General features: G+C 62.0%; 15 protein-coding genes and 2 pseudogenes. 6 read left to right on the forward strand and 11 right to left on the reverse strand.

Features of this window, described 5'->3' with window-relative positions; genetic code table 11:
• The first annotated feature begins 13 nt into the window (after positions 1-13).
• From HX821_RS28665 to HX821_RS32135, 3 genes and pseudogenes are all read left to right on the forward strand, one after another.
• Positions 14-5,758, forward strand: a complete 5,745-nt coding sequence (locus tag HX821_RS28665; RefSeq protein WP_177037091.1) for a membrane-targeted effector domain-containing toxin — start codon at positions 14-16, stop codon at positions 5,756-5,758.
• A 217-nt stretch (positions 5,759-5,975) separates the two neighbouring features.
• Positions 5,976-7,007 (forward strand): annotated as a pseudogene (locus HX821_RS32130) (methyl-accepting chemotaxis protein); the annotation flags it as partial.
• Positions 7,008-7,265: 258 nt separating this feature from the next.
• A pseudogene (locus HX821_RS32135) lies at positions 7,266-7,862 on the forward strand (methyl-accepting chemotaxis protein); the annotation flags it as partial.
• Between the two features lie 651 nt (positions 7,863-8,513).
• Here the strand turns inward: HX821_RS32135 and HX821_RS28675 are convergent.
• The 4 genes from HX821_RS28675 to HX821_RS28690 are packed head-to-tail and all read right to left on the reverse strand — an operon-like array spanning position 8,514 to position 12,656.
• Positions 8,514-8,882 (reverse strand): glyoxalase superfamily protein, encoded by a 369-nt coding sequence (locus HX821_RS28675; RefSeq protein ID WP_177009234.1) that lies wholly within the window; start codon positions 8,880-8,882, stop codon positions 8,514-8,516.
• 29 nt (positions 8,883-8,911) lie between these two features.
• A complete protein-coding gene (locus tag HX821_RS28680; RefSeq protein ID WP_177037094.1) occupies positions 8,912-10,375 on the reverse strand; it encodes an amidohydrolase family protein in 1,464 nt (487 codons plus the stop codon).
• A 1-nt stretch (position 10,376) separates the two neighbouring features.
• A complete protein-coding gene (locus tag HX821_RS28685) occupies positions 10,377-11,237 on the reverse strand; it encodes a MurR/RpiR family transcriptional regulator (protein ID WP_102604479.1) in 861 nt (286 codons plus the stop codon).
• A 15-nt stretch (positions 11,238-11,252) separates the two neighbouring features.
• Entirely contained in the window at positions 11,253-12,656 is a 1,404-nt protein-coding gene (locus HX821_RS28690; protein WP_017478510.1) for a gluconate:H+ symporter, read from the reverse strand.
• Positions 12,657-12,849: 193 nt separating this feature from the next.
• On the opposite strand from HX821_RS28690, the gene HX821_RS28695 reads away from it, so the two are divergent.
• A complete protein-coding gene (locus HX821_RS28695) occupies positions 12,850-13,242 on the forward strand; it encodes a lysozyme inhibitor LprI family protein (protein WP_003212286.1) in 393 nt (130 codons plus the stop codon).
• A gap of 129 nt (positions 13,243-13,371) precedes the next feature.
• On the opposite strand, the gene HX821_RS28700 is transcribed toward HX821_RS28695, so the two are convergent.
• The 5 genes from HX821_RS28700 to HX821_RS28720 all read right to left on the reverse strand — a co-directional run bounded on the left by HX821_RS28700 (position 13,372) and on the right by HX821_RS28720 (position 18,431).
• Positions 13,372-14,817, reverse strand: coding sequence for a SulP family inorganic anion transporter (locus HX821_RS28700; protein WP_087693438.1), 1,446 nt, complete (start codon positions 14,815-14,817; stop codon positions 13,372-13,374).
• Positions 14,818-15,024: 207 nt separating this feature from the next.
• The gene (locus HX821_RS28705; RefSeq protein WP_102605600.1) at positions 15,025-15,918 is read right to left on the reverse strand and encodes an NAD-dependent epimerase/dehydratase family protein; all 894 of its coding nucleotides are present in this window, start codon (positions 15,916-15,918) and stop codon (positions 15,025-15,027) included.
• Positions 15,919-16,022: 104 nt separating this feature from the next.
• On the reverse strand, positions 16,023-16,919 hold the full coding sequence (locus tag HX821_RS28710) for a LysR family transcriptional regulator (protein WP_177037096.1): 897 nt from the start codon (positions 16,917-16,919) through the stop codon (positions 16,023-16,025).
• Positions 16,920-16,960: 41 nt separating this feature from the next.
• Complete coding sequence (locus tag HX821_RS28715) at positions 16,961-17,551, reverse strand: NAD(P)H-dependent oxidoreductase (RefSeq protein ID WP_008436691.1); 591 nt, start codon at positions 17,549-17,551, stop codon at positions 16,961-16,963.
• A 115-nt stretch (positions 17,552-17,666) separates the two neighbouring features.
• The gene (locus HX821_RS28720; protein WP_177037097.1) at positions 17,667-18,431 is read right to left on the reverse strand and encodes a sulfite exporter TauE/SafE family protein; all 765 of its coding nucleotides are present in this window, start codon (positions 18,429-18,431) and stop codon (positions 17,667-17,669) included.
• A gap of 190 nt (positions 18,432-18,621) precedes the next feature.
• Between HX821_RS28720 and HX821_RS28725 the strand changes: the two genes are divergently transcribed.
• Positions 18,622-19,518 carry a LysR substrate-binding domain-containing protein gene (locus HX821_RS28725; protein ID WP_177037099.1) on the forward strand — a complete coding sequence of 299 codons (897 nt, stop codon included), beginning with the start codon at positions 18,622-18,624 and terminating at the stop codon, positions 19,516-19,518.
• On the opposite strand, the gene HX821_RS28730 is transcribed toward HX821_RS28725, so the two are convergent.
• Positions 19,464-20,870 carry an amino acid permease gene (locus HX821_RS28730; RefSeq protein ID WP_087693446.1) on the reverse strand — a complete coding sequence of 469 codons (1,407 nt, stop codon included), beginning with the start codon at positions 20,868-20,870 and terminating at the stop codon, positions 19,464-19,466. The genes HX821_RS28725 and HX821_RS28730 overlap by 55 nt on opposite strands.
• Before the next feature lie 165 nt (positions 20,871-21,035).
• A complete protein-coding gene (gene kynU, locus HX821_RS28735; protein ID WP_134325689.1) occupies positions 21,036-22,286 on the reverse strand; it encodes a kynureninase in 1,251 nt (416 codons plus the stop codon).
• A gap of 142 nt (positions 22,287-22,428) precedes the next feature.
• Between kynU and HX821_RS28740 the strand changes: the two genes are divergently transcribed.
• A complete protein-coding gene (locus HX821_RS28740) occupies positions 22,429-22,902 on the forward strand; it encodes an Lrp/AsnC family transcriptional regulator (protein WP_003212305.1) in 474 nt (157 codons plus the stop codon).
• The last annotated feature ends 104 nt before the right edge of the window (positions 22,903-23,006 follow it).

Here is a 23,006-nt window from a genome sequence, read left to right on the forward strand (position 1 = left end):
CTGAGGACCGGCCATGCCCGCCCAGCCCCCGAACACATCACCACTTACCCCGGAACAACTGAACGGCTACCTGCTGCAAATCGGTCATCGTCTACAGATTTTCCCCAACGGCCACGCACCGGCAGCGCAGTCTTCTACCGAGTTGCTGGAGGTGCAGGCATTGCACGCCGCCCTGGCAGAAGAAAGCCGCTGGAGCCTGCAGAACGCACAGGTGCATTACACCGTCCCCGGCGACTGGCTGATCCAGGGCGAACCCGGCCGGTTGAACCGCACGCGCATCAGCCAGGCATTGCACAAGAAGCTGGCCGCCCTGGAAATCGAACGGCGGCCCAACGGCCATCTACGCAAGAACTGGATACTCGACAGCCACCAGCCGATGCTGGAGGCCGAGGCCAGGCTGAAGGTCAAGGATCGCCTGCTCAGCCCTGCCGACCAGCTGCTGGTGACGAATATCGTCAGCGGTCCCGAGCTGCGCCCGGGCATCCATCGCCTGACGTTTCGCTACCGCCAGCAGACCATCGAGTTCGCCGGGGTGTTCGTCCTCACCCGCAGCCAGACACCGGCCACCCACCTGGAGATCGAGGACGGCGATGTGTTGCTGTTCACCCCTTCCAGAGGCCTGGAGGCTTTCACCTCACTCAAACACCTGGATCGCACGTTGCAAGAGCGCATGAAGCAGGCGGCCTGGCGCCAGGAGCTGCTGCAACACTTGCCGCGCCGTTACCAGCACTTGCGCGCGGCAAGTATCTGGCCGCTGGTGCCAGAGCCTATCGACAGCCTCCCGCTGAACGAACACACCTACAATGCCCTGCAGGACAAACAACATCAGGACATCGCGTTTGCCCTTGGCCTGGACGGCCACCCCGCGCCGACAGACGTCGCCAGAATGACCCTCGAACTGGACCAGGCGCTGCGCTGCTCGCCTTGGGACCTGGCCTCGCGCCTGGAACTGCGCGCGCAACAGTTACTGGAAAAACTGCTGCACGAATCCGCTCCCGACTGGTACCGCAGCGCCAATGAGGCCCAGCGCAAAACCCTCGCCGAGCACCTGCGCACCTATGAACACCTCAGCCTGCAAGTGCTGGCGCTGCTCGGCCCGGCGGCCTCGCCCGAGGCCATGGCGCGCCTGCAATTGCTTGAGCACCTGGACGACGACCTGGATATCCAGGGCCTGATCCCCGAGCAACTGCAGATCAGCACCGAGCGCACCCTGAAGTCAGGCAACTCGTACAACCAGCACAACAACCTGGTGCAACTGGCGGTACGTGGCTTGCACCGTGGCGATGAACACGCCGGTTCCGAGTTTCTCAAGCACACCCAACTGACCTACGGCCAGCAGCCATTGCCGCCCGAGTTCCAGGACGTCACCCCGGCTTACCTCGCCGAGCTGCTGGCCAAGGTTCAACCAAGCCTGACCTTCGCCGAAGAACAAAAGCGCGCCCACAGTTTGCCCGCCGTACAGGAAGCCATGCAGCAGATGCTCGACAGCCGCCTGCACGCGCTGGCCTACAGTGCATCGTTGCAAAACCATATCAGCGCGGACGACTACGCACTGCTGCAAACCCTGAGTGAAGGCCCCTCGCCCACACTCACTGCCTGCTGCCTGTTCCTGCACAAGGCTCCGCTCAAGGACCTGTGGGTGCTGCGCCAGACCGATGCAACGGGCGCGGTCAAACGCTTGCTGCTGTGCACGCCACACGCGCCACGCGCCGAACAGTTCCAGGCCTTTGGCAGCGAGCGGGAATTGCAGGCGCATATCCTCGGCTGGAGCCAGGAGATAGCGTTCGCTCCCGGTTCGCGCAGCATGAAAGACTACCTGCTTGAACAGTTGGTCAGCCGGATCCGGCCCAAATACAGCGCGATGCTTTCCGCCCTGGGTTTTGCCCCGGCCAGCCTTGAGTATTTGATGATCAGTTTCGGCGCGCCCTCCACCTATGAAGCCTGCCTGGTGGAAATGAGTACCACGACGCTGGCCATGCAGGCCGATGAATACCTGCATCAGATGCCCAAGTGGCTGAGCCAGGCATCGGCAGCCGACCGACAGAAACTCGCCGACCTCAAGGAACAGGCACTGGGCGCGGCACAGGCCTACGCCGCAAGCCCGGGTAGCCCACAACAGTTTCCCGACTTCGACAGTTACTTGCACAAGGCGGCAAAAGCCGCCCTCAACCAACTGCTCGGCAACCCGATCCCGGCGGTAGACCCAAACCTCGTGGGCGTGATCACCCCGCGCGAACGCGTCAGCTACACCACGCTGTACCGCAACGGCTACGACGCCAGCCTGGGCTTTATCAACCCCGACGCCAGCACCACCGCGCAGTTCAAGGGACCGCCCGGCGTCGACCTGAGTCGACTCACCGCGCAAACGGTGAGCAACTCGGTCAGAGGCACCTGGATCGGTGACCGCTATGTCGCCGAGGTCGAGAAAACCCTGTTGGACCCGCAAGGCCCCCACTATGCATGGCGCCGCAATATGGCCCTGGAGGTTGCCCAACTGCACATGCACGTCGCTGCGCTTGAGTGCTGCCTGCAAGGCTGCCTGGCAACAAGCGACCTGGCCTGGCTGGAAAAAAGCATCGACAGCCTGGCCGATAACAGCGATGCCGTGCGCAATCGGTATCGGCTCTATCCCCTGCACATCAGCGGCCAAGTGATCGATGGCTGCTACCTGTTCCACCACGCCAACGACCTGCCCCTGCTCTACACCCCGCACGCACCGGATGGCATCGCCTTCAGGCCGCAACGGGAATTCAACGAACGCCTGAAAAACCTTGAAGGCATGGACACCTACTACATCAGCCGGGTCGCCAGCGTTGAGCGCGCGGCGTTCGAGCCGAGGTTGCATGCGTTGGTGGCCGGCCTGCCGGCACAGCTCAAGGGGGTGTATTCCAAGCCGGTGTTCGACGAAGTGCCTCGCACCGCACTGCCGCTGAAGAACCTGCATTACCACACCTACGACAAAAAGCTGCGTCACCGTATCGACGAAGTCAAAAGCACCACCACCGGGCGCTTGCAGATGATCATGGAGCTGGTCAGCGTGATCGGCGAAATCACCATTGCCGCGCTGACCGCGCCCTTCCCGACACTGAGCCTGGCCTTGGGCGGCTTGCTGGTGTTCAAGGATTCGATGCTCGCCCTGCATGCCTACAGCCGCAACGACACCGCCGCCGCGCTGGGACATTATCTGGGCGCGCTGCTCAATGCCGGCGGGACGTTGTTGACCGACCTGCGGCCCCTGCTGTTCGCCCCCGTCAAGCTCGCCCGTCCGCCGTTGCGCCATATTGCCCGGGTGACCAAGGACCAACAGGCCATGAGCTTGATCAAGCAACTGCAACCGCAGCCCCCATTGCCCCAGGGCATGCAGCCTGTGCTGTTTGCCGGCGACAGCCTGTGGGCCTCGCACACCCCGGACAGCCTGGGGCGATTCCTGTTGTTTCGCTACGACAACACCAGCGGGCAATTGCGCTCCACCGGCAAGCTGGTGAACCAGACGGTGGACGGCCAGTGGCAGCGCTCCGGTGTCATCGGTGGCATGCCTGGCCCGGAAAGGCTCGGGCAGCCCTATGAATTGTCGGAAAAGTTTCGCCGGGACGTAGCGGCCGTCATCGCCCCCGAGGACAGGTCGGCGCTGTTCCTGCAGATCGCCTACCTGGATCGAGACCTCAATACCCACAGCATCTGGATCTCGCGTCGGCAACTCGCCCCGGCACTCAAACAGCACCTGGACAATGTCAGGGCCCTGACGGATGACGCCGACGCGTTTTTTGCACGGTTGCCCGCCGTGGTTCCCCGGGCCGAAACCCTAAACCCGGCGCCAGACATTGCCCTGCGTGATTTGCTCAAGCTGCTGATCGATGACGCGCACCACCTGGTGGTAGGCGAGGCACCGTTTTCCACCGTGGCTAAACAGGTGCTGATCGAAAACATGCAGTACCTGCGCGAACTGAAAGTCACGGTTCTCTATATCGAGCCACTGTGGCGCGACATTCATCACCTGAAAACCCATTCAAGGTTTTCCAGTGGTCTCTCCAAACGGGCCGAGGGCCAGCTCAAATCCATCGACAAGGAAAATTACCGCGACCCCGAAGGGTTGTACGGCCACTGGATGCTGGTAAAGACCGCGCAACAGCACGGAATTGAGGTCAGACCGTTGAACGCCTCAAGCTCCTACGACCTGGAAAACACCCTGTGCCTGTTTGATTCACGCCCGGCCCCGATTCGCGCCAACCGGCTGACCAACTTTTACTCCCACACCCTCATCAACGACGACCAGGCGAAAAAACCGGGCGAACGCTGGATAGCGTTGGTTGATCAAAAACGCATGAGCACCTATCGCGGCACGCCGGGCCTGGCCGACCTGCAAAAGAGCATTGCCCTGCGGGTCGACGACGCCTTCGACCAACCCACCCGAGTCATCGCGGATGTGGCCGGCGGCATTCCCGGCGATGCCCTGGCCAAGGGCGACCTGAAGCTGTCGCTGCACACGGCACGCCAACCGGCGCCGCACCCGGGGCCCTCGGTGGAGCGCTCACACGCGCTACGGCCAACGCGCCCTCTGCCTGTTGAGGCGCCGCGCCACTTCAGCACCTTTGACCTGCCCCATGAACACCTGGGCCTGATCAGCGAGGAAATCACCTTGCCGATAGGCACGCGTGAAGCGCTCTTCGCCACCGCCTACAGGGAGACCGCCAGCAGCCGTCGCGCAGCGCAAACCACCTTCGACCAGACCCGCAAAAAACTTCAGGATCAGGCCCAGGCGTTTTTTACCGAACACACACCGCCTGCTCGGGGAGCACTGCCTGTGGTCGACCCGGCCCTGGATGAGGCGAAATTTATCGATCAACTGCTGGACACCGCCGATGGCCTGGTAGTCGGCGAAGCCCACGCCGGTACGTCGAGCAAAGGCTTCCTCAGCCGGCACATGGAATACCTGAAGGGCCCGCGAGAAGTAAAAACCCTGTACATGGAGCAACTCACCACCGAGCTGCATCAAGCCGACCTGGATATCGTCCACAGCCTGGGCTTTATGCCAGATGAACTGTGGAGCTACCTCAACGCATTGGACAAAGGCCACGGCGTACCGGCCGACAGCCCCTACGGTTTTGTCAGCCTGGTGCAGGTGGCGATGAAGCATAACGTGCGGATCCGCGCACTCGACTGTGTCGCCAGCTTGCGGGTGGACGGCATGCCCGCCTCCAGGACATCAATGTTCAACTACTTTGCAACCCAGGTGATCCGCGCCGATCAGCTTCAACAGGGGCCACACAAGTGGGTCGCGCTGGTGGGCGAAACGCACGCCAATACCCATCGCGGCGTACCGGGCATTGCCGAGCTCAACAACGGCATCAGTCTGCTGCTGGACGATGTGCCTCCCGGCTCGGCCAGTGGCTTTGTGCGTGAGCCCGCCAGCGTCCAGGCGCTGCCGCGCGAGCAGCAATGGCCACTGGTGCGCCACGACTTCAAGAAAAACGTCGAAGTCGCCGGTGCGCCATTGCCGCTACCTGCCACGCCCGCACCACCCCTCAGCCTCGAACAACGCCTGCGGCGCAAAGGCGACTATCTGCTTCAGCGCACCCTGGACGATGGGTTGGAGATGGTCCATAAAAACCGCGACGGCGTACTGGTCCACACCGCGTTGCAGCAGGATGCCAGGGGGCACTTCGTCAATCGCTGGAACCTGGATGACCGCCGTTTCAGCAGCAGGGAAGCGTTGATCGACATCATCACCACCAGCAAAAGAATGCGCCAAGTCCACTGATCCTCGCACCGCCCTCTGCATGAGGGCGGTGCGACCGCTCGTCGCTCACGTTCCATAAATCCTGCCCTCACGAAAAAACCGTTTCAGCTCTCGCCAGGGCTGCCGATACCTCCTGACTACCCATCGGCTGGTCGCTACTTCCAGCAACCGGATGTACCCGCAAATCTGTTCCTGGAGGAATGCGATGAATAGTTGGTTCGGCAACATCAGCGTCAACATGAAACTGGGCCTGGGCTTCGGCCTGGTACTGGTCCTCACCTCGATCCTCGCGCTCACCGGCTGGACCAGCCTGGGCGGCCTGATCGACCGCAGCAACTGGATGAGCGACATCACCCAGCTCAACGCTTCGCTGACCAAACTGCGCATCGTGCGCCTGCAATACATGTTGGCCAACGGCGACGAAGCCGTGGCGCAAAACGTGCAGACCAACCTCGACGGTTTTGTGGCCCAGCAACAGAAGCTGCTGGACAGCTTCAAGAGCCCGGACAACCTCAAGCTGCTCAATGAGCAAAAAGCGATCATCACCGCTTACCAGCAGTCCTTGAACAAAATGCGCGAGGCCTACCGCAACGGTAACGCCGCGCGCCAGGTCATGGGCGACAAGGCTGACATCGCCAATGCGCAGATCAGTGCCCTGGACGCCAGCGTGCGCCAGATGCCCGAGAGCACCGAGCGCTTTGCCCAGTTCGAGGCCGTGACCAGCGCCAAGGAACAGTTCCAGTTGGCCCGCTACGAAGTGCGCGGCTACACCGGTAACGTCAACGCCGAGACTGAAGCCCGCGCCGCCGCGCAGATCGAGAAAGCCATCGACGGTCTGAAAGGCCTGCACGCAGCGTTTGGCGCCAGCCAACAGCCTGCACTGACCGCCCTGGAAACCGCCCTCGGCGCCTATCGCAGCGCGGTGCAGAACTACAAGGCGGCCAACGCCAACATCGTCTCGGCCCGGGCAGAAATGACCACCCAGGGCACCGACATTGTCACCATCAGCGACAAGCTGTACGACATCCAGCTGCAACGCCGCGACGCCGAAAGCGCCCAGGCCCGCAGCCTGCAACTGATCAGCACATTGCTGGCCTTGCTGGTGGGCATCGTGGCTGCGTTGATCATCACCCGCCAGATCACCCGCCCACTGCGCGAGACCCTCGCCGTGGTGGAGCGCATCGCTTCCGGCGACCTGAGCCACAACATCCAGGTGACCCGCCGCGACGAACTCGGCGTGTTGCAGCAAGGCATCCAGCGCATGGGCACCACCCTGCGTGAACTGATCAGCGGCATCCGCGACGGCGTGACCCAGATCGCCAGCGCCGCCGAAGAGCTGTCGGCCGTGACCGAACAGACCAGTGCCGGGGTCAACAGCCAGAAGATCGAGACCGATCAAGTGGCCACCGCCATGCACGAAATGACTGCCACCGTGCAGGAAGTCGCACGCAACGCCGAACAAGCGTCCCAGGCTGCCTCGGCCGCCGACGGTGAAGCCCGTGCCGGTGACAAGGTGGTGGCCGAAGCCATCGCCCAGATCGAACGCCTGGCAGCTGAAGTGGCACGCTCCACCGACGCCATGACGCACCTGCAACAAGAGAGCAACAAGATCGGCAGCGTGATGGACGTGATCAAGGCCGTGGCCGAGCAGACCAACCTGCTGGCGCTCAACGCCGCCATCGAAGCAGCGCGTGCCGGTGAAGCCGGTCGCGGTTTTGCGGTGGTCGCCGATGAGGTGCGCGGCCTGGCCCAGCGCACCCAGAAATCCACCGAAGAAATCGAAGGCCTGGTGGCCGGTTTGCAGAACGGCACCCAGCAAGTGGCCGCCGTGATGAACAACAGCCGCAGCCTCACCGACAGCAGCGTCGAACTGACGCGCAAGGCCGGTGTGTCACTGGAAAACATCACCCGTACGGTGTCGAATATCCAGTCGATGAACCAGCAGATCGCCGCAGCCGCCGAGCAGCAGAGTGCCGTGGCGGAAGAGATCAGCCGCAGTATCGTGAATGTGCGGGACGTGTCGGAGCAGACGGCAGCGGCCAGTGACGAGACGGCCAAGTCGAGTGTGGAACTGGCGCGTTTGGGCGGGCAGTTGCAACAGATGGTCAGCCATTTCCGGGTGTAAATCCCAGGTACAAAAAAGCCGCCCCGGTCGAAACCGGGGCGGCCCACTTCTCAGACCTTAACGGTCATCAAAGCTGTCCCGCAGGAATTTCCACACGTGATAAACACGCAGGGAGTTCACTACGAGGTCCCACGTACGTCGTGCAAACTTGGACATACTCGGCCCTCCATCAGTTGGGCCTACCTCCAGCGCACTTACCGGAACACGTGAGCCTTCGGACGCAGGTCAATGCTTCCAGTGAGGCGGCCGGGCTTTGGGTCCTCCCGCATGAATCCGGCACGGATTACTAGCCCGTGGCGTTCGGTCCATAAATTCGCGCGCGTACCCAGCCCACCTACAAACGACATACACAGAACGGGGGCGATACTAACCAACATCCCGCTCAAAGGTGTGACCTGGGAGAACTAATCCACCGGTAACGCTCCAAGAATTTATTGCCAGTTTTTGCAGTCGTCCTTAAATAGCGTAGATCTCAAAGAACTGAAAACACCGAGTGTCACCAGGCCTTGCGTGATGCCTGAACCGACAGTAGTATCCGGTCAGCAGGTCAATGCTTCCGGTGAGGCGCAACCCCAGCCGCGAACTGGGATTGCAATAAAAAACCGCCCTACTAAGGCGGTTTTTTATTGCCTGCGATTTATGCGCGCAGCCTCATCTGCTGACTTCTTCAACAAACACCAACCGGTTCCCCGACGGGTCGCTGATGCTCATCTCGCGGCTGCCCCATGGCGTGTCTTCAATCCCCGGCTTGGCGTTGCGGTAATTCCTGGCCAGCAACTGTTGCTGGTACGCTTCCAACCCTTGAGCCTGAATCCGCACCGCCGCACCTGGCGTGCAATCGCCATGGTGCTCGGACAAGTGCAGCACGCAGTCCCCCAGCGACACCTGCAGGTACAGCGGAAAGTTGTCTTCAAACCGGTGCTGCCAATCGACCTTGAACCCCAGGAAGTCGACGTAGAACTCCAACGTTTTGGCCTCGTCGAAACTGCGCAAGATGGGGGTGACTTTTCCTAAGTGCATGGCGATTGCTCCGTGTTTGAGAGCGGCCACTATACGGCCGCAAACCCGTTTCGCAAATCCCCACTGCGCGCCAGGAATCGTCCGGGACGCTGCCCGTTGGCCTGCCCGTCGCTGTAGCTGAGCACGCCGTTGACCCACACACCGTCAATCCCTTCCGCCGCGCGCTGCGGCTCTTTGAAGTCCGCCACATCCCGCACCCGCAACGGATCAAACAGCACCAGATCGGCCCAGTGTCCTTCACGGATTTCACCGCGCTCGGCCAAGCCAAAGCGCGCTGCCGACAGTCCGGTCATCTTGTGCACGGCGGTGTGCAGCGGGAACAAGCCAAGGTCCCGGCTGAAATGCCCCAGTACCCGGGGAAACGCGCCCCACAGACGTGGATGAGGAAACGGATCTTCCGGCAAACCATCCGAGCCAATCATCGACAGCGGATGCGCCAGGATGCGCTGCACGTCGGTCTCGTCCATCCCGTAATACACCGCCCCGGCGGGTTGCAGGCGGCGGGCGGCGTCCATCAGCGGCACCGCCCACTCGGCGGCGATATCCTGCAGATCCCGCCCGCCCATTTCCGGATGCGGCGCAGACCAGGCGATGGTGATGCGAAACGCATCGGTGACTTGCTTGAGGTCCAGGGTCGAAGAGCTGGCCGCATACGGGTAGCAATCGCAGCCCACCGGGTGGGTCTTCGCCGCGTGTTCCAGCGAGGCCAACAACTGCGGACTGCGCCCCCAGTTACCGGCGCCCGCGCACTTGAGGTGGGAAATGATCACCGGCGCCTTGGCATGCCGGCCGATCAGAAAAGCCTCGTCCATCGCCTCCAGCACCGGTTCGAATTCGCTGCGCAAATGGGTGGTGTACACCGCGCCATACGCCGTCAGTTCTTCACTCAACTGCAGCACTTCATCGGTCTCGGCGTTGAAGGCGCTCGCGTATGCAAGCCCGGTGGATAAACCCAGGGCACCGTCCGCCAGACTCTCCTGCAACTGCACGCGCATCGCGGTGATTTCACCCGGCGTGGCGGTACGGTGCAGGTCGTCCATATGGTTGCTGCGCAGCGCGGTGTGGCCGATCAGCGCCGCCACATTGACGGCCGGGTGGGCATTTTCCACCGCCGCGCGGTAATCGCTGAACCGTGGGTAGGCAAAGGCCTCGGCGGTGCCCAGCAGGTTCATCGGGTCCGGCGGATCAGCCTGCAAGCTCACGGGCGAGGCGCTGATGCCGCAGTTGCCGACAATCACCGTGGTCACGCCCTGGCTCAGCTTGGGCAGCATCTGCGGGTGACGGATCACCACCGTGTCGTCGTGGGTGTGCACGTCGATAAACCCCGGCGCCAATACGCGCCCGGCAGCGTCGATTTCATGCTCGGCGCTGTCCCGGGACAGGTCGCCGATCTTCTCGATACGGCCCTCGTGCACTGCCACATCGGCGACATAGCCGGGGGTGTTGCTGCCATCAATGATCAGCGCCTGGCGGATCAGCGTGTGGTACTTCATCTCAATCTCCAAGCGGCAGGCTGTCAGGGCCGCCGCGATAATCGTCCAGGGCCAGCTTGATCCGTCGCAGGCGTTCCTGGTTGTCGTCCGGCATGGCCAAGGCCAGCTCGGTAGCGAGCACATCGATGGCCAACAGCATTCCGTAGCGCGCCGCCGTTGGCTTGTAGATAAAACTGGTTTCGGCCGGTTGCAGCGGCAGCAGCACGTCGGCCAACTGCGCCAGCGGTGAATCCGGCAGGGTGATGGCGATGATTTTTGCGCCGTAGTTGCGTGCCAGCGCCACCACGCCCAATACCTCCGGGGTGATGCCGGTCAGCGAGCAGACGATCAGCGCATGCTCCGGGCCCAGGGTGGCGGCGGTCACGCGCATCATCACCGGGTCGTGGCAGGCGTTGATCGCGTAGCCCAGGCGCACCAGGCGCACTTGCAACTCGTCGCTGCACAGGCTCGACGGCCCGCCCATGCCGAACGCGTGGATCATCCGCGCATTGCCCAGCAGGCTCACGGCGTCGACAAAACTGCGCTGGTTGAAACCGGACAGGTGCCGGCGCAACGTCGCCTCGATATCGCTGAGAATCTGCCGGTGAAACGCCGACTGCTCCGGCAGGCCCGCCGGGTCGAGGAAACGGCTGCCGACGCCGCTGGCCTGGGCCAGTTGCAGGCGCAGGTCACGCAGGTCGCGGCAGCCGACGCTGCGGGCAAAACGCGACAAGGTGGCGGTGCTGACCTCGGCCCGTTGGGACAATTCTTCCAGGCTGGCGGACGCTGCAAAGCCGACATCATCGAGCATCAGCCTGGCGATACGCCCTTCGCCGGCGCTGAAGGAATCCTGGCGGGCGCGGATCTGGTAGAGGATGTCCATCGGTTCGGCTCCGGGTTACAAGATGCAGGACAAACCATAAGTCAGACCGAAGGCGACCACCGAAATCAGGGTCTCCAGCACGGTCCAGGTCTTGAAGGTCTGGATCACCGTCATATTGAAGTATTCCTTGATCAGCCAGAAGCCGCCGTCGTTCACGTGGGAAAAGATTACCGAACCCGCGCCGGTGGCCAGCACCAGCAATTCCGGGTGTGGATAACCCAGGCCCATCGCAACCGGTGCGACCACGCCTGAGGCCGTGGTCATGGCCACGGTGGCCGAGCCGGTGGCGATGCGCATCAGCGCGGCGAACAGCCAGCCCATCACCAAAGGCGACAGGTTGAAAGCGTGGGCCAGGCCGAGGATTTCATTGGTGACCCCGGCGTCCACCAGAATCCGGTTCAAACCACCGCCCGCGCCCACCAGCAAGGTGATGCTGGCGGTCGGTGCCAGGCATTCGTTGGTGAACTTGAGGATCGATTCGCGGTTGAAACCCTGGGCCAGGCCCAGCGTCCAGAAGCTCACCAGGGTCGCCACCAGCAGCGCAATCACCGAGTTACCGATAAACAACAGGAACTGGTTAAAGGCGGTGCCCGGTGTGGAAATCAGGTTGGCCCAGCCGCCGATCATCATCAGCACAACCGGTAACAGGATGGTGCCCATGGTCAGGGCGAAACTCGGCAGGCGGGTGCGCGGCTCGCGGTCGATGAACTGGCGCTCCAGCGGGTTTTCCGCTGGCAGGTGAATGTGCGGCACGATGAACTTGGCGTACAGCGGGCCGGCAATGATCGCGGTGGGTATGCCGATCAAAATTGCATACAGCACCGTCTGCCCGACCGAGGCGTTATAGGCCAGCACCGCCATCATCGCCGCCGGATGCGGCGGCACCAGCGCATGCACCACCGACAAGCCGGCCACCATCGGCAGGCCGACCATCAGGATCGACACGCCCACCCGCCGCGCCACGGTAAACGCGATCGGCACCAGCAACACAAAACCGACCTCGAAAAACAGCGGCAGCCCCACCAGGAACGCGATACACACCATTGCCCAGTGCGCGTTACGCTCGCCGAACCGGTTGATCAGCGTGCGCGCCACCTGCTCGGCGCCACCGGACTCGGCCATCATCTTGCCGAGCATGGTACCCAGCGCGACCACCAGCGCAATATGCCCCAGCGTCTTGCCGACGCCGGCCTCGTAGGAGCCCATGATCGTGTCCGCCGGCATCCCGGCCAACAGCGCCAGGCCGATAGACACCAGGGTGATGACGATAAACGGGTTGAGCCGGTAACGCGCGATCAATACGATCAATGCAATGATGGCGATGGCGGCGTAGATCAACAGCCAATACCCCGGTGATGCGGCCATGCGGTACTCCTCGGAAAGGGTCACGTCGAATAGGTTGTGAAAGTCATAAATCATTACCGAGGTGCATTTTCAATTTTTATGAAAGTAATTTTCGCCCACAGACAAGCCCTGTCGCGCAGGGATATGCCCAGGGTCAGTGGATGAAAATTCGGGGGGCGTTCTTACATGAAGATCGCCGGGGCTGGAAACTCAACTGCGCAGGCCGAGTCTTAGACTGCACACCGACTCATGACCAGGAAAACCCAGAATGAATCGTAACCCCCTGCTTGTTCCTTTCGCCGCCGGCGCACTGTTGCTGGCCTTGTGCGGCACGGCTTCGGCCGACGAGAACCCGGCACTGAAAAAATGCATGGACGGTGCCAACACCACCGCCGACATGGTCGATTGCAACGCCAAGGAAACCAAGGTGCAGGACGCGCGCCTGAACACCGCCTACAAAACCGCGATGACCGCAATGGAAGGCAACCGCAAGCAGCAGCTGCAGGACGTACAACGCCAGTGGCTCAAGTTTCGCGATGCCAACTGCGGCTTCATCGGCTCGGCCACCGGCGGCACCATTGATCAGGTCAACGGCTCCGGCTGCGTGTTGGACATGACCCAGACCCGCGCCCAGGAACTGGAAAACCTGGTCGGACCATGATCGTTCCCACGCTCTGCGTGGGAACGCATCCTGTGACGCTCCGCGTCACGACTTTAGGAGCGGACGCGGAGCGTCCAAAGCGGCGTTCCCACGCAGAACGTGGGAACGATCATTGCGCTTAAACAACGGTCAGTCGTGCTGCACCCGGGCGCGCTTGAGCAGTTTGCGGCAGCGCTCGGACAGGTGCAGCACCCGCAAATGCTTGCCGGCCTTGGTGTAGCGCTCGCGCAAGGTCATCAACGCAGCAATCGCCGAATAGTCGACGAAGCTCAAGTGACGGCAATCCAGCGTCACCTGGGCCGGGTCGTTGGCCGGATCGAAGCGATTCAAAAACGGCGTGGTCGAGGCAAAAAACAGCGTGCCGTGCACCCGATAGAGTTTGCTGCCGTCCGCTTCCATGTGCTCATCCGCGTACAGCTCGCGCGCTTGCTGCCAGGCGAAGTTCAGCGCCGCAATCACAATCCCGCACAGCACCGCCGTCGCCAGGTCGGTGAACACGGTAATCACCGTCACCGCCATGATCACCAGCACGTCGTTGAGCGGCACCTTGTTGATCACCCGTAGGGACGCCCAGGCAAACGTCTGCTGGGACACCACAAACATCACCCCCACCAGCGCCGCCAGCGGAATGCGCTCGATCAGCGGTGACAGAAACAGAATGAACAGCAGGATCATCACCCCGGCAAATACCCCGGAGAAGCGCCCGCGCCCGCCGGAGCTGAGGTTGATCACGGTTTGTCCGATCATCGCGCAGCCGCCCATGCCGCCGAACAGGCCCGAGACCATGTTGGCGGCACCCAAGGCCACGCTTTCGCGGTCCGGGTAGCCGCGGGTTTCGGTGATTTCGTCGGTGAGGTTGAGGGTCAGCAGGGTTTCCAGCAGGCCGACCATGGCCATCAGGATCGCGTAGGGCGCGATGATGTGCAGGGTTTCGAGGGTCCAGGGAATCTGTGGCAGCGCGAAGGTCGGCAGGCCGCCGGCGATGTGGGCCATGTCGCCCAGAGTGCGGGTCGGCAGGCCGAGCAGGTACACCGCCAGGCCTACGCCGAGGATCGCCACCAGGGCTGGCGGTACGGCGCGGGTCAGGCGCGGCAGCAGGTAGACGATGGCCATGGTTGCCGCGACCAGCCCGGTCATCACGTACAGCGGCGTGCCGCTGAGCCAGGTGTCACCGCTCTTGAAATGCTCCAGCTGCGCCAAGGCAATGATGATCGCCAGGCCGTTGACGAACCCGAGCATCACCGGGTGCGGCACCATGCGCACCAGCTTGCCCAGGCGCAACAGGCCGAAGGCGACCATAATCAACCCGCCCAGTAATACCGTGGCCAACAGATACTGCACGCCGTGCTGCACCACCAGCGCGACGATCACCACCGCCATCGAGCCGGCGGCCCCGGAGACCATGCCAGGCCGGCCGCCGAACAGCGCGGTGAGGGTGCAGATGATGAATGCGCCGTAAAGGCCCATCAGCGGGTTGAGATGAGCCACCAGGGCAAAGGCGATGCATTCGGGCAGCAAGGCAAAAGACGTGGTGAGTCCGGCCAGGGCGTCGGCGCGCAGACGGGTGAGGTTCATTGAAGTACCGGGGAGTTGCGGGGGATTAGGCGGGGGATGGTACGGAATTGGGCGGGGTGGGGCTAGTGTTGGGTAAGACCGTTGGACCGAGTCGCCCCTTTTGCGAGCAAGCCCGCTCCCACATTTGACCGCATTCCAAAGTTGGAACTCGGTTAAGTGTGGGAGCGGGCTTGCTCGCGAAGAGCTCGCCTCGGTCTCAAGCGAACATCACACCATCTCGTTGCGAATCCACTCAACTACGGAGGTCCGCTTCGGCGCCCATCCCAGCAATTCCCGCGCATGCTTGCCGCGCACCCGGCTGTTGGAGCCCAGGCCATAGTTGGCCATTTCATAACCCCACTCGGCCTCGGCATCCGCCAATGGCCAGTCCTGTGGTTTACCCAGCTTCAGCGCTTCGGCAATCGCGGTGGTCATGTCGACAAACGCCGCTTCGCCACTCTCCACAAAGTAGAAAGTGCCCGGCACATTCTTTTCCAGCGCCAGCAGGTACAACGCAACCACGTCTTCAATGTGCACGTTGGACCAGATGTTCTGCCCGGTGCCCACATGCCGCACTACACCGCTTTTGCGTGCCTGCTTGAGCAAGCGTGGCAACTGCACGCTGTCGCGCTTGACGCCCAGGCTGTGACCGTAGATCAGGGTGTTGCAGATCACTGCCGAGTTCACGCCATCTTTGGCGGCAGCCAGGATCAGGTTGTCGATGGCCACGCGAGCAGCCTTGTCGACAGTCGGCGCCGGCAGGTTGTCTTCAAAGTAGATGACATCGCTGGACTTACCGCCCGACGCATCGCCGACGATGCTCGAACCGCTGGTGTGCAGGAAGGTTTTGTTGGAACCGCGCAGCGCGGCCAGCAAGGTTTCCACGGCGCCGCGATGGTCGCTGCTGGCGGCGTTGATCACCGCGTCAGCTTTCTTCGCCTGCTCGGTCAACAGCGCGCTGTCATCCAGCGTACCGATTACCGGCGTGATGCCCAGTGCCGTCATTTCCGCAGCCTGTTCGGTGCTGCGCACCAGGCCGGTGACGTTATGGCCGGCCTTGACCAGGCCAGTGGCGATGGAACCGCCGATAAAACCGGCAGCGCCGGTAATGAATACGTTCATGGAGGTGTCTCCCTGCGTGAGTAATTGATGGACTCAGTATTGCGGACCTATCCATTCCGAATAAGTCCGTATTGCCCAATTCAATCTTGCGCAGAGGTCACGAATCAGCTGGCGTAGCTGACCAGCTTGCCCTGGATAAAGTCCAGGAAGCACTGGATGCGCAAGGCCAATTGCGAGTTGCGGTAGTACACCGCATTGATCGGTTGACGATAGCCGCTGTTGAACTCGGCCAGCACCGGTATCAGGCGCCCGGTCTTGATGTCCTGGGCGGTCATGAAGTCCGATAAACAGGTGATGCCCTGCCCTTCCAGCGCCAGCTGGCGCAAGGTTTCACCGCTGGAAGCGGCAACGCCAGGCTGGATTTGCCAGCGATCGCCGTGCACATGGCGCAACGGCCAGTGGTTGAGGGTTTCGGTCTGGGTGAAGCCGAGCAACGTGTGTTCGGCCAGTTCGGCAACGGTCGTGGGCGTGCCGTGCTGTTCCAGATACACCGGGCTGGCGAGGATATGCAGCGGGCTGCAACCCAGTGAGCGGGCGTGCAACGTCGAGTCGGCCAGGGCGCCGATGCGAATCGCGATGTCGGTGCTCTGCTCCAGCAGGTCGATGATCAGGTCGTTGCTGTTCAGTTCCAGCTGGATATCCGGGTACAGGCCACGAAACTCGGCGATGTACGGCACGATCGCATGCAGCATGAACGGCGACGCCGCGTTGATCCGCAGGCGCCCCGACGGGGTTTGCTGGCGCGACGACAGGCGTTCTTCCAGGTCGTCCATCTGCTCGAGGATCACCTTGGCCCGCTCGAAGAAATACTTGCCCTCTTCGGTCAAGTCCATGCGCCGGGTGGTGCGGTTGATCAGGGTGGTGTCGAGCTTGGCTTCCAGGCGCGACAAAGTGCGGCTGACCGCCGACGGCGTCTGCCCGACCTGCTCGGCTGCGGCGGAAATCGACCCGCATTCAATCACGCAGACGAAGATCTGTAGCTCATCGGATCGGGCTTTCAACGTGAATCCTCTTTATAGCGGCTGCACGGATACTAGCCGCATTACAGACTCAGGTTAAACACCTGTGCCAGATGCTGTTCATAACGCGCCACGTCGGCTTCGATGGCCGGGCGTTTCATCACGTCCACGCAGAGGAAGGTCGGCAGGCCGGTCATGCCGAGGAACTCGTTGGCCTTGTGGAACGGGAAATACACCGCGTCCACGCCCTTGGCTTCGAAGAAGTCGGTGGGGTCGTCGAACGCTTGCTGAGGAGCGTTCCAGGTCAGGGACAGCATGTATTGCTTGCCCTGGATCAGGCCACCGCTGCCGTATTTCTGCGACGAGTCGGAGCGGGTGCGGCCGTCGCTGGCGTACAGGCTGCCATGGCCTTCGGTGAAGACTTCATCGATGTACTTCTTGACGATCCACGGGGCGCCCATCCACCAGCCGGGCATCTGGTAGATGATCACGTCGGCCCAGAGGAATTTGGCGACTTCTTCGGCCACGTCGTAGCCGGCGTCGATGTGGGTTTCCTTGACGTCGATGCCGCCACGGTCCAGTACCGCCAGGGCGGCTTCATGCAGGGTGCTGTTGTAGCGACCGTCGGAATGGGCGAATTTCTTACCGCCGTTGAGCAGGAGTACTTTTTTCATAGGGGATGCCTAAAGATTAAATGTCTGAAGGCAGGGTAACGGGGTCGGCGCTTTGGAATAAGCGTCCCGGCGGCAAAATACATTTGACCAAGGCGCACGAATCAACGGCATATTGTTAACCACTGATCAGCAGATGACCTCCCAGCGTGGCCATGCCGATAAAGAACACCCGCTTGAACAGCACGGCACTGATGCGCTGGCGCAGGGCCTGGCCCAGCCACATCCCGAGCAGCGCGGGAACCAGCGCCAACAACGAGGCGTTCAATTCACCGCCGCCCAGGCTGCCACGCCAGAACAGCCCGGCTGCCAGCGCCAGCGTCGACACGGTGAACGACAGCCCCAACGCTTGCACCAGCTGATCGCGGTTCAAGCCCAACGCTTGCAGATACGGCACCGCCGGTATCACGAACACCCCAGTGGCCGAGGTGATCACCCCGGTCAGCACGCCGCACAGCGGGCCCAGCCAACGCTCGGTGGCCGGGCTTACCTTGAACGTCGGCAGCAACAGCCCGCTCAAGGCATACACCAGCAGCGCGCCGCCCAACGCCCGCACCACCCAATGCCCGCCATCCATGCCCAGCCACACCGAGCCCAGCCCGGTGCCGAGGAAAATCAGCAGGAGCATCGGCCACAGGCGTTTGATCAACGCGCTCAGGTGACCGCCGAAGGCCAGTTGCCAGAGGTTGGTGACGGTGGACGGGATGATCAGCAACGCCGCAGCCTGCGCCGGCAACATAGCCAGGCCGAGCATGCCCATGGCGACGGTGGGCAGGCCCAGGCCGATGACGCCCTTGACCGTACCGGCCAGCAGGAAGGTGCCGACCACCAGCAATGTCAGGGCCGGGCCGAGGTTTTTGTAGAACGCGAGTAAGGTATTCATGGGTCGATTTTGCAGGTTTGGGTGATGTCTGAAAATTCGCCATATACTGAGGCAGCCTCTTGTTTTGCATGAGGCAGATGACCTCTTCGCGAGCAAGCCCGCTCCCACATTTTGAAAGGGTTCACAGATCTAAATGTGGGAGCGGGCTTGCTCGCGAAGAGGCCCGTACAGACACTGAGATCCCCAGCACATGCACTTTGACCTGATCGACCTGCGCCTGTACCTGCACATCCTCGACACCGGCAATATCACCGCCGGCGCCGGCCGCAGCCATTTGTCCCTGGCGGCGGCCAGTGCACGGATCCGGGCGATGGAAGCCTCCCTGGGCATCGAGTTTCTTGAACGTGGCCGCCGTGGCATCACCCCGACTGCTGCGGGCAAAGCCCTCGCCCGTCACGCCCGCCTGCTGTTGCAGCAAGCCGATCACCTGCAGCAAGACCTCGCGGAATACGCCAACGGCGTCAAGGGCCAGGTGCGCCTGCTGTGCAACACCACCGCCCTGAGCGAATACCTGCCGGAACTGTTGGCGGACTTTCTGCACGAGCACCCCAACCTCGACATCGACCTGCAGGAACTGCCAAGCCTGCGCATCACCCACGCCTTGCGCCAGGGCGCGGCAGACCTGGGAATTATTTCCGACGCAGTAGACACCCACGGCCTGCAAACCCTGCCCTTTCGCGACGACCCGCTGGTGCTGATCATGCCGCTGGATCACCCGCTGACCGGGCGCACCGTGAGTTTTATCGACAGCTTGCAGCACGACTACGTGGGCCTGGCCGCCGACAGCGCGCTGGCGGTGTACCTGGAGGAACAGGCATTGCACGCAGGCTTTCGCTTGCAGACACGCATCCGCGCTGATGGGTTTGACGGGCTGATTCGCATGGTCGCCCGGGGCGCCGGGCTGGGGATCGTGCCCCTGGCGGCGCTGGAACGCTGGCCGTTGGAGCGGCGCTTCAAGGCCCAACCCCTGAGCGAGGATTGGGCCTGTCGCAAACTGCTGTTATGCGCCCGCGAGTTCGAGCAATTGCCGGGTTATGCCAAAGCCTTGTTCGATGCCTTGGCCGCGCCCTTGCGGAAGAATACGTAGTACACCAGCGACAGAATCAGCAGGAACGGCACCCCGAACACCAGCGTCATCTTGAACGCATCGGTGAAGAACGTGGTGATCATCACCGCGCCCATCAGCACCAGGCCCAGCAGCGTGCTGTAGGGAAACAGCGCCAGCTGGAACGACAGCTTCGCCCCGCCGTGACGCTTGCGGTAGCGGCGGAAAAACAGGTGCGTGAGGAAGATCATGAACCAGGTGAAGATCGCGCCAAACATCGAGATCGCCATCATCAGGGTGAACGAGCTTTCCGGGTACACCACGTTCAGCAGGGTCGCCAGGGCAATGCCCGAGCTGGACAGCAACAAGGCGTTCAACGGGATCCCGCTCTTGCTCAAGGCGCCCATGGACTTGGGCGCAAAACCGGCGCGGGACAGGCTGAACATCATGCGGGTGGTGATGTAGAGCTGGCTGTTCATCGCCGACAGCGCAGCGATCAGGATCACGAAGTTCATCACCCCGGTGGCGCCGGGAATGCCGATGGTCTGCATCACCGTGACGAACGGGCTCTGGGCGTGGCCAGCCTGGTTCCACGGCACGATGGCCAACATCAGCGCCAGGGTCAGCAGGTAGAACACCACCAGCCGCACGATGGTCGCGCGGAAGGCTTTTTTCACCGCCTGCTCCGGGTCGGCCGCTTCACCGGCGGCCACCGCGATCATTTCCACGCTCAGGTAACTGAAGATCGAGACGATCACCGCGATCCACATGCCGCTCAACCCGTTCGGGAAAAAGCCGCCGTGGGCCGCGTAGTTCTGCACACCGTAATCCGGGTTGCCGGAGCCGAACACCACGTACACCGCGAGGATGATGAAGCCAACGATGGCGCTGATCTTGATCGTGGAGAACCAGTACTCGAAGTTGCCGAAGGTCTTGACGCTGATGGCGTTGAGCACGATCAACACGCTGGAGAACGAGACGATCCACACCCATTCCGGCACGTTGGCAAACCAGTACTTCATGTACATCGCCACCGCCGTGACCTCGGCGCCCACCGCCAGCACAATCGCCGCCCAGTACGCATAGCGCACCAGGAAACCGGCCAGCGGGCTGACGTAAAATTCGGCATACGCGCCGAAGGAGCCCGAGGTGGAATGCGCCACGGTCATCTCCGCCAGGCAGCCCATCAACAGCAAAGTGATCAGCGCACCGATGGCATAGCTGACCAGCACGCTGGGCCCGGCATAGCCGATGGCGTAGGCGCTGCCCATGAACAGCCCGGTGCCGATGGCGCCACCGATGGCGATCATGCTCATCTGGCCGGAAGTGAGCTGGCGCCTGAGGCCCAGTTCGCGATTGGTGATTTCGGCAAAGCCTTGGTCTGGCGTGGTCACGTGGCGTGCCCCTTTATTATTGTGATTGCACTGCTTTCTGGTTGAAACACTGTCCCCTGTGGGAGCGGGCTTGCTCGCGAATGCGGTGTGCCAGTCAATACATCAGAGACTGATAGACCGCATTCGCGAGCAAGCCCGCTCCCACATTTTTTGCTCTGCGTTTACTCAGGTGACGCTGTGGCGAACCTTGAACTGCGGCTGGTCCCAGGTTTTCTGATCGAGAATCTCACCCAGGATTTCCACCGCATCCCACACTTCAGCAAAGCTGGTGTACAGCGGGGTAAACCCGAAACGCATGATGCGCGGCTCACGATAATCACCAATCACGCCACGAGCGATCAAGGCCTGGATAACCGCATAGCCTTCCGGGTGTTCGAAGCTGACATGGCTACCCCGTCGGGCATGCTCACGCGGGGTGATCAGGGTCAGGTCGTGGGCGGCGCAACGGCTTTCCACCAACTCGATAAACAGGTCGGTCAACGCCAGGGATTTAGAGCGCAAGCTGGCCATATCGGTCTGGGCGAAAATATCCAGGCCACACTCCACCATCGCCAGCGAGGTAATCGGCTGGGTGCCGCACAGGTAGCGGGCGATGCCCTGGCTCGGGGCATAACGCGATTCCATGGCGAACTGTCGGGTATGCCCGAACCAGCCCGACAGCGGCTGCGTAACCACATCCACCAGCGCCGGGTTGACCCACACAAACGCCTGGGAGCCGGGCCCGCCGTTGAGGTATTTGTAAGTGCAACCAATCGCATAATCGGCACCGGCCTGATGCAGGTCGATCGGCACCGCGCCCGCCGAATGCGCCAGGTCCCAGATCGCCAGCGCGCCACATTCATGGCTCAAGGCAGTCTGGGCCTGCATGTCGTACATGTAGCCGGTCTTGTAGTTGACGTGGGTGAGCATCACCACGGCCGTGTCCTGGTCGATGGCTTTCGGCAGTTCGTCCGGGCTGTTGACCAGGCGCAGGGAGTAGCCCTGTTGCAGCAGTTCGGTGAGGCCTTCGGCGATGTACAGGTCGGTGGGGAAATTGCTCGCTTCGCTGACGATCACCTTGCGGCTTGGCGCGCGTTCGCGTTGCACGGTCAGCGCGGCGCTGAGCACTTTGAACAGGTTGATGGAGGTGGTATCGGTGATCACCACTTCACCGTCGCGGGCACCGATCAGCGGTGCCAGGCGATTGCCCAGGCGCTGGGACAGGTCGGCCCAGCCGGCACTGTTCCAGCTGCGAATCAGGCCATTGCCCCACTCCTCGGCGATCACCGCTTGCGCCCGCTCCAGTGCCGCTACCGGGCGCGCACCGAGGGAGTTGCCGTCGAGGTAGATGACCCCGGCCGGCAAGGCGAATTGGTTGCGCAATGGCGCCAGCGGATCCTGGGCGTCGAGGGTCAGGCAATGGGTGCGGGTGGTCATGGTCAGTCCTGTTGTTGTAGTAACAATGAGCCAAATAATGAACGAAGCTTTAGAGAATTTTCGTGCAAAGTGGTGGGCAACAGGCTAATTAAGCTGTAGGAAATTCGAATTTAACCCCCAAACACGCGGATTTATTCTAACCATGATTCTCGACGCCACCGACCTGCGCCTTCTGCATTTCCTGCAACAGGATGGCCGTATCAGTAACCAGGAACTGGCGGAGAAAGTCGCCCTGTCGCCGTCGGCCTGCCTGCGGCGTTTGCGCCTGCTGGAAAGCGAGGGAATCATCAGTGGTTATCGGGCGGTGTTGAACGCCGAGCAACTGGGGATCGAGCTGGAGGCCATCGTCCACCTGTCGTTACGCCAGGATGTGGAGGATTGGCACGAGACGTTTATCAAGAAGGTGCAGGGGTGGCCGGAGGTGGCCAGTGCGTATGTGATTACCGGGGCGAGCAATTATGTGCTGCGGGTGCAGGCGCGCAACCTCAAGCACTTTTCGGATTTCATTGTGAACCACCTGAACCGCACGGCGGGGGTGATGGATATTCGCTCGGAGATCGTGCTGCAGAAGATCAAGGATCGGGATGATCTGCTCGACCTGGTTGTTCGCAAGTAGGCCAAACGATACAGAGCCAATGTGGGAGCGGGCTTGCTCGCGAAGGCGGAGTGTCAGTCACCGGAAATATTGACTGATCCACCGCATTCGCGAGCAAGCCCGCT

The organism is Pseudomonas sp. B6001 (assembly GCF_013386015.1).
Taxonomy (GTDB): domain Bacteria; phylum Pseudomonadota; class Gammaproteobacteria; order Pseudomonadales; family Pseudomonadaceae; genus Aquipseudomonas.

What these genes read in the sequence shown, in the direction of transcription:
- HX821_RS28665 (WP_177037091.1), top strand. Translation starts at nt 14, where the DNA reads ATGCCCGCCCAGCCCCCGAACACATCACCACTTACCCCGGAACAACTG.
- HX821_RS28675 (WP_177009234.1), bottom strand. Translation starts at nt 8,882, where the DNA reads ATGCACTTAGGAAAAGTCACCCCCATCTTGCGCAGTTTCGACGAGGCC.
- HX821_RS28680 (WP_177037094.1), bottom strand. Translation starts at nt 10,375, where the DNA reads ATGAAGTACCACACGCTGATCCGCCAGGCGCTGATCATTGATGGCAGC.
- HX821_RS28685 (WP_102604479.1), bottom strand. Translation starts at nt 11,237, where the DNA reads ATGGACATCCTCTACCAGATCCGCGCCCGCCAGGATTCCTTCAGCGCC.
- HX821_RS28690 (WP_017478510.1), bottom strand. Translation starts at nt 12,656, where the DNA reads ATGATTTATGACTTTCACAACCTATTCGACGTGACCCTTTCCGAGGAG.
- HX821_RS28695 (WP_003212286.1), top strand. Translation starts at nt 12,850, where the DNA reads ATGAATCGTAACCCCCTGCTTGTTCCTTTCGCCGCCGGCGCACTGTTG.
- HX821_RS28700 (WP_087693438.1), bottom strand. Translation starts at nt 14,817, where the DNA reads ATGAACCTCACCCGTCTGCGCGCCGACGCCCTGGCCGGACTCACCACG.
- HX821_RS28705 (WP_102605600.1), bottom strand. Translation starts at nt 15,918, where the DNA reads ATGAACGTATTCATTACCGGCGCTGCCGGTTTTATCGGCGGTTCCATC.
- HX821_RS28715 (WP_008436691.1), bottom strand. Translation starts at nt 17,551, where the DNA reads ATGAAAAAAGTACTCCTGCTCAACGGCGGTAAGAAATTCGCCCATTCC.
- HX821_RS28720 (WP_177037097.1), bottom strand. Translation starts at nt 18,431, where the DNA reads ATGAATACCTTACTCGCGTTCTACAAAAACCTCGGCCCGGCCCTGACA.
- HX821_RS28725 (WP_177037099.1), top strand. Translation starts at nt 18,622, where the DNA reads ATGCACTTTGACCTGATCGACCTGCGCCTGTACCTGCACATCCTCGAC.
- kynU (WP_134325689.1), bottom strand. Translation starts at nt 22,286, where the DNA reads ATGACCACCCGCACCCATTGCCTGACCCTCGACGCCCAGGATCCGCTG.
- HX821_RS28740 (WP_003212305.1), top strand. Translation starts at nt 22,429, where the DNA reads ATGATTCTCGACGCCACCGACCTGCGCCTTCTGCATTTCCTGCAACAG.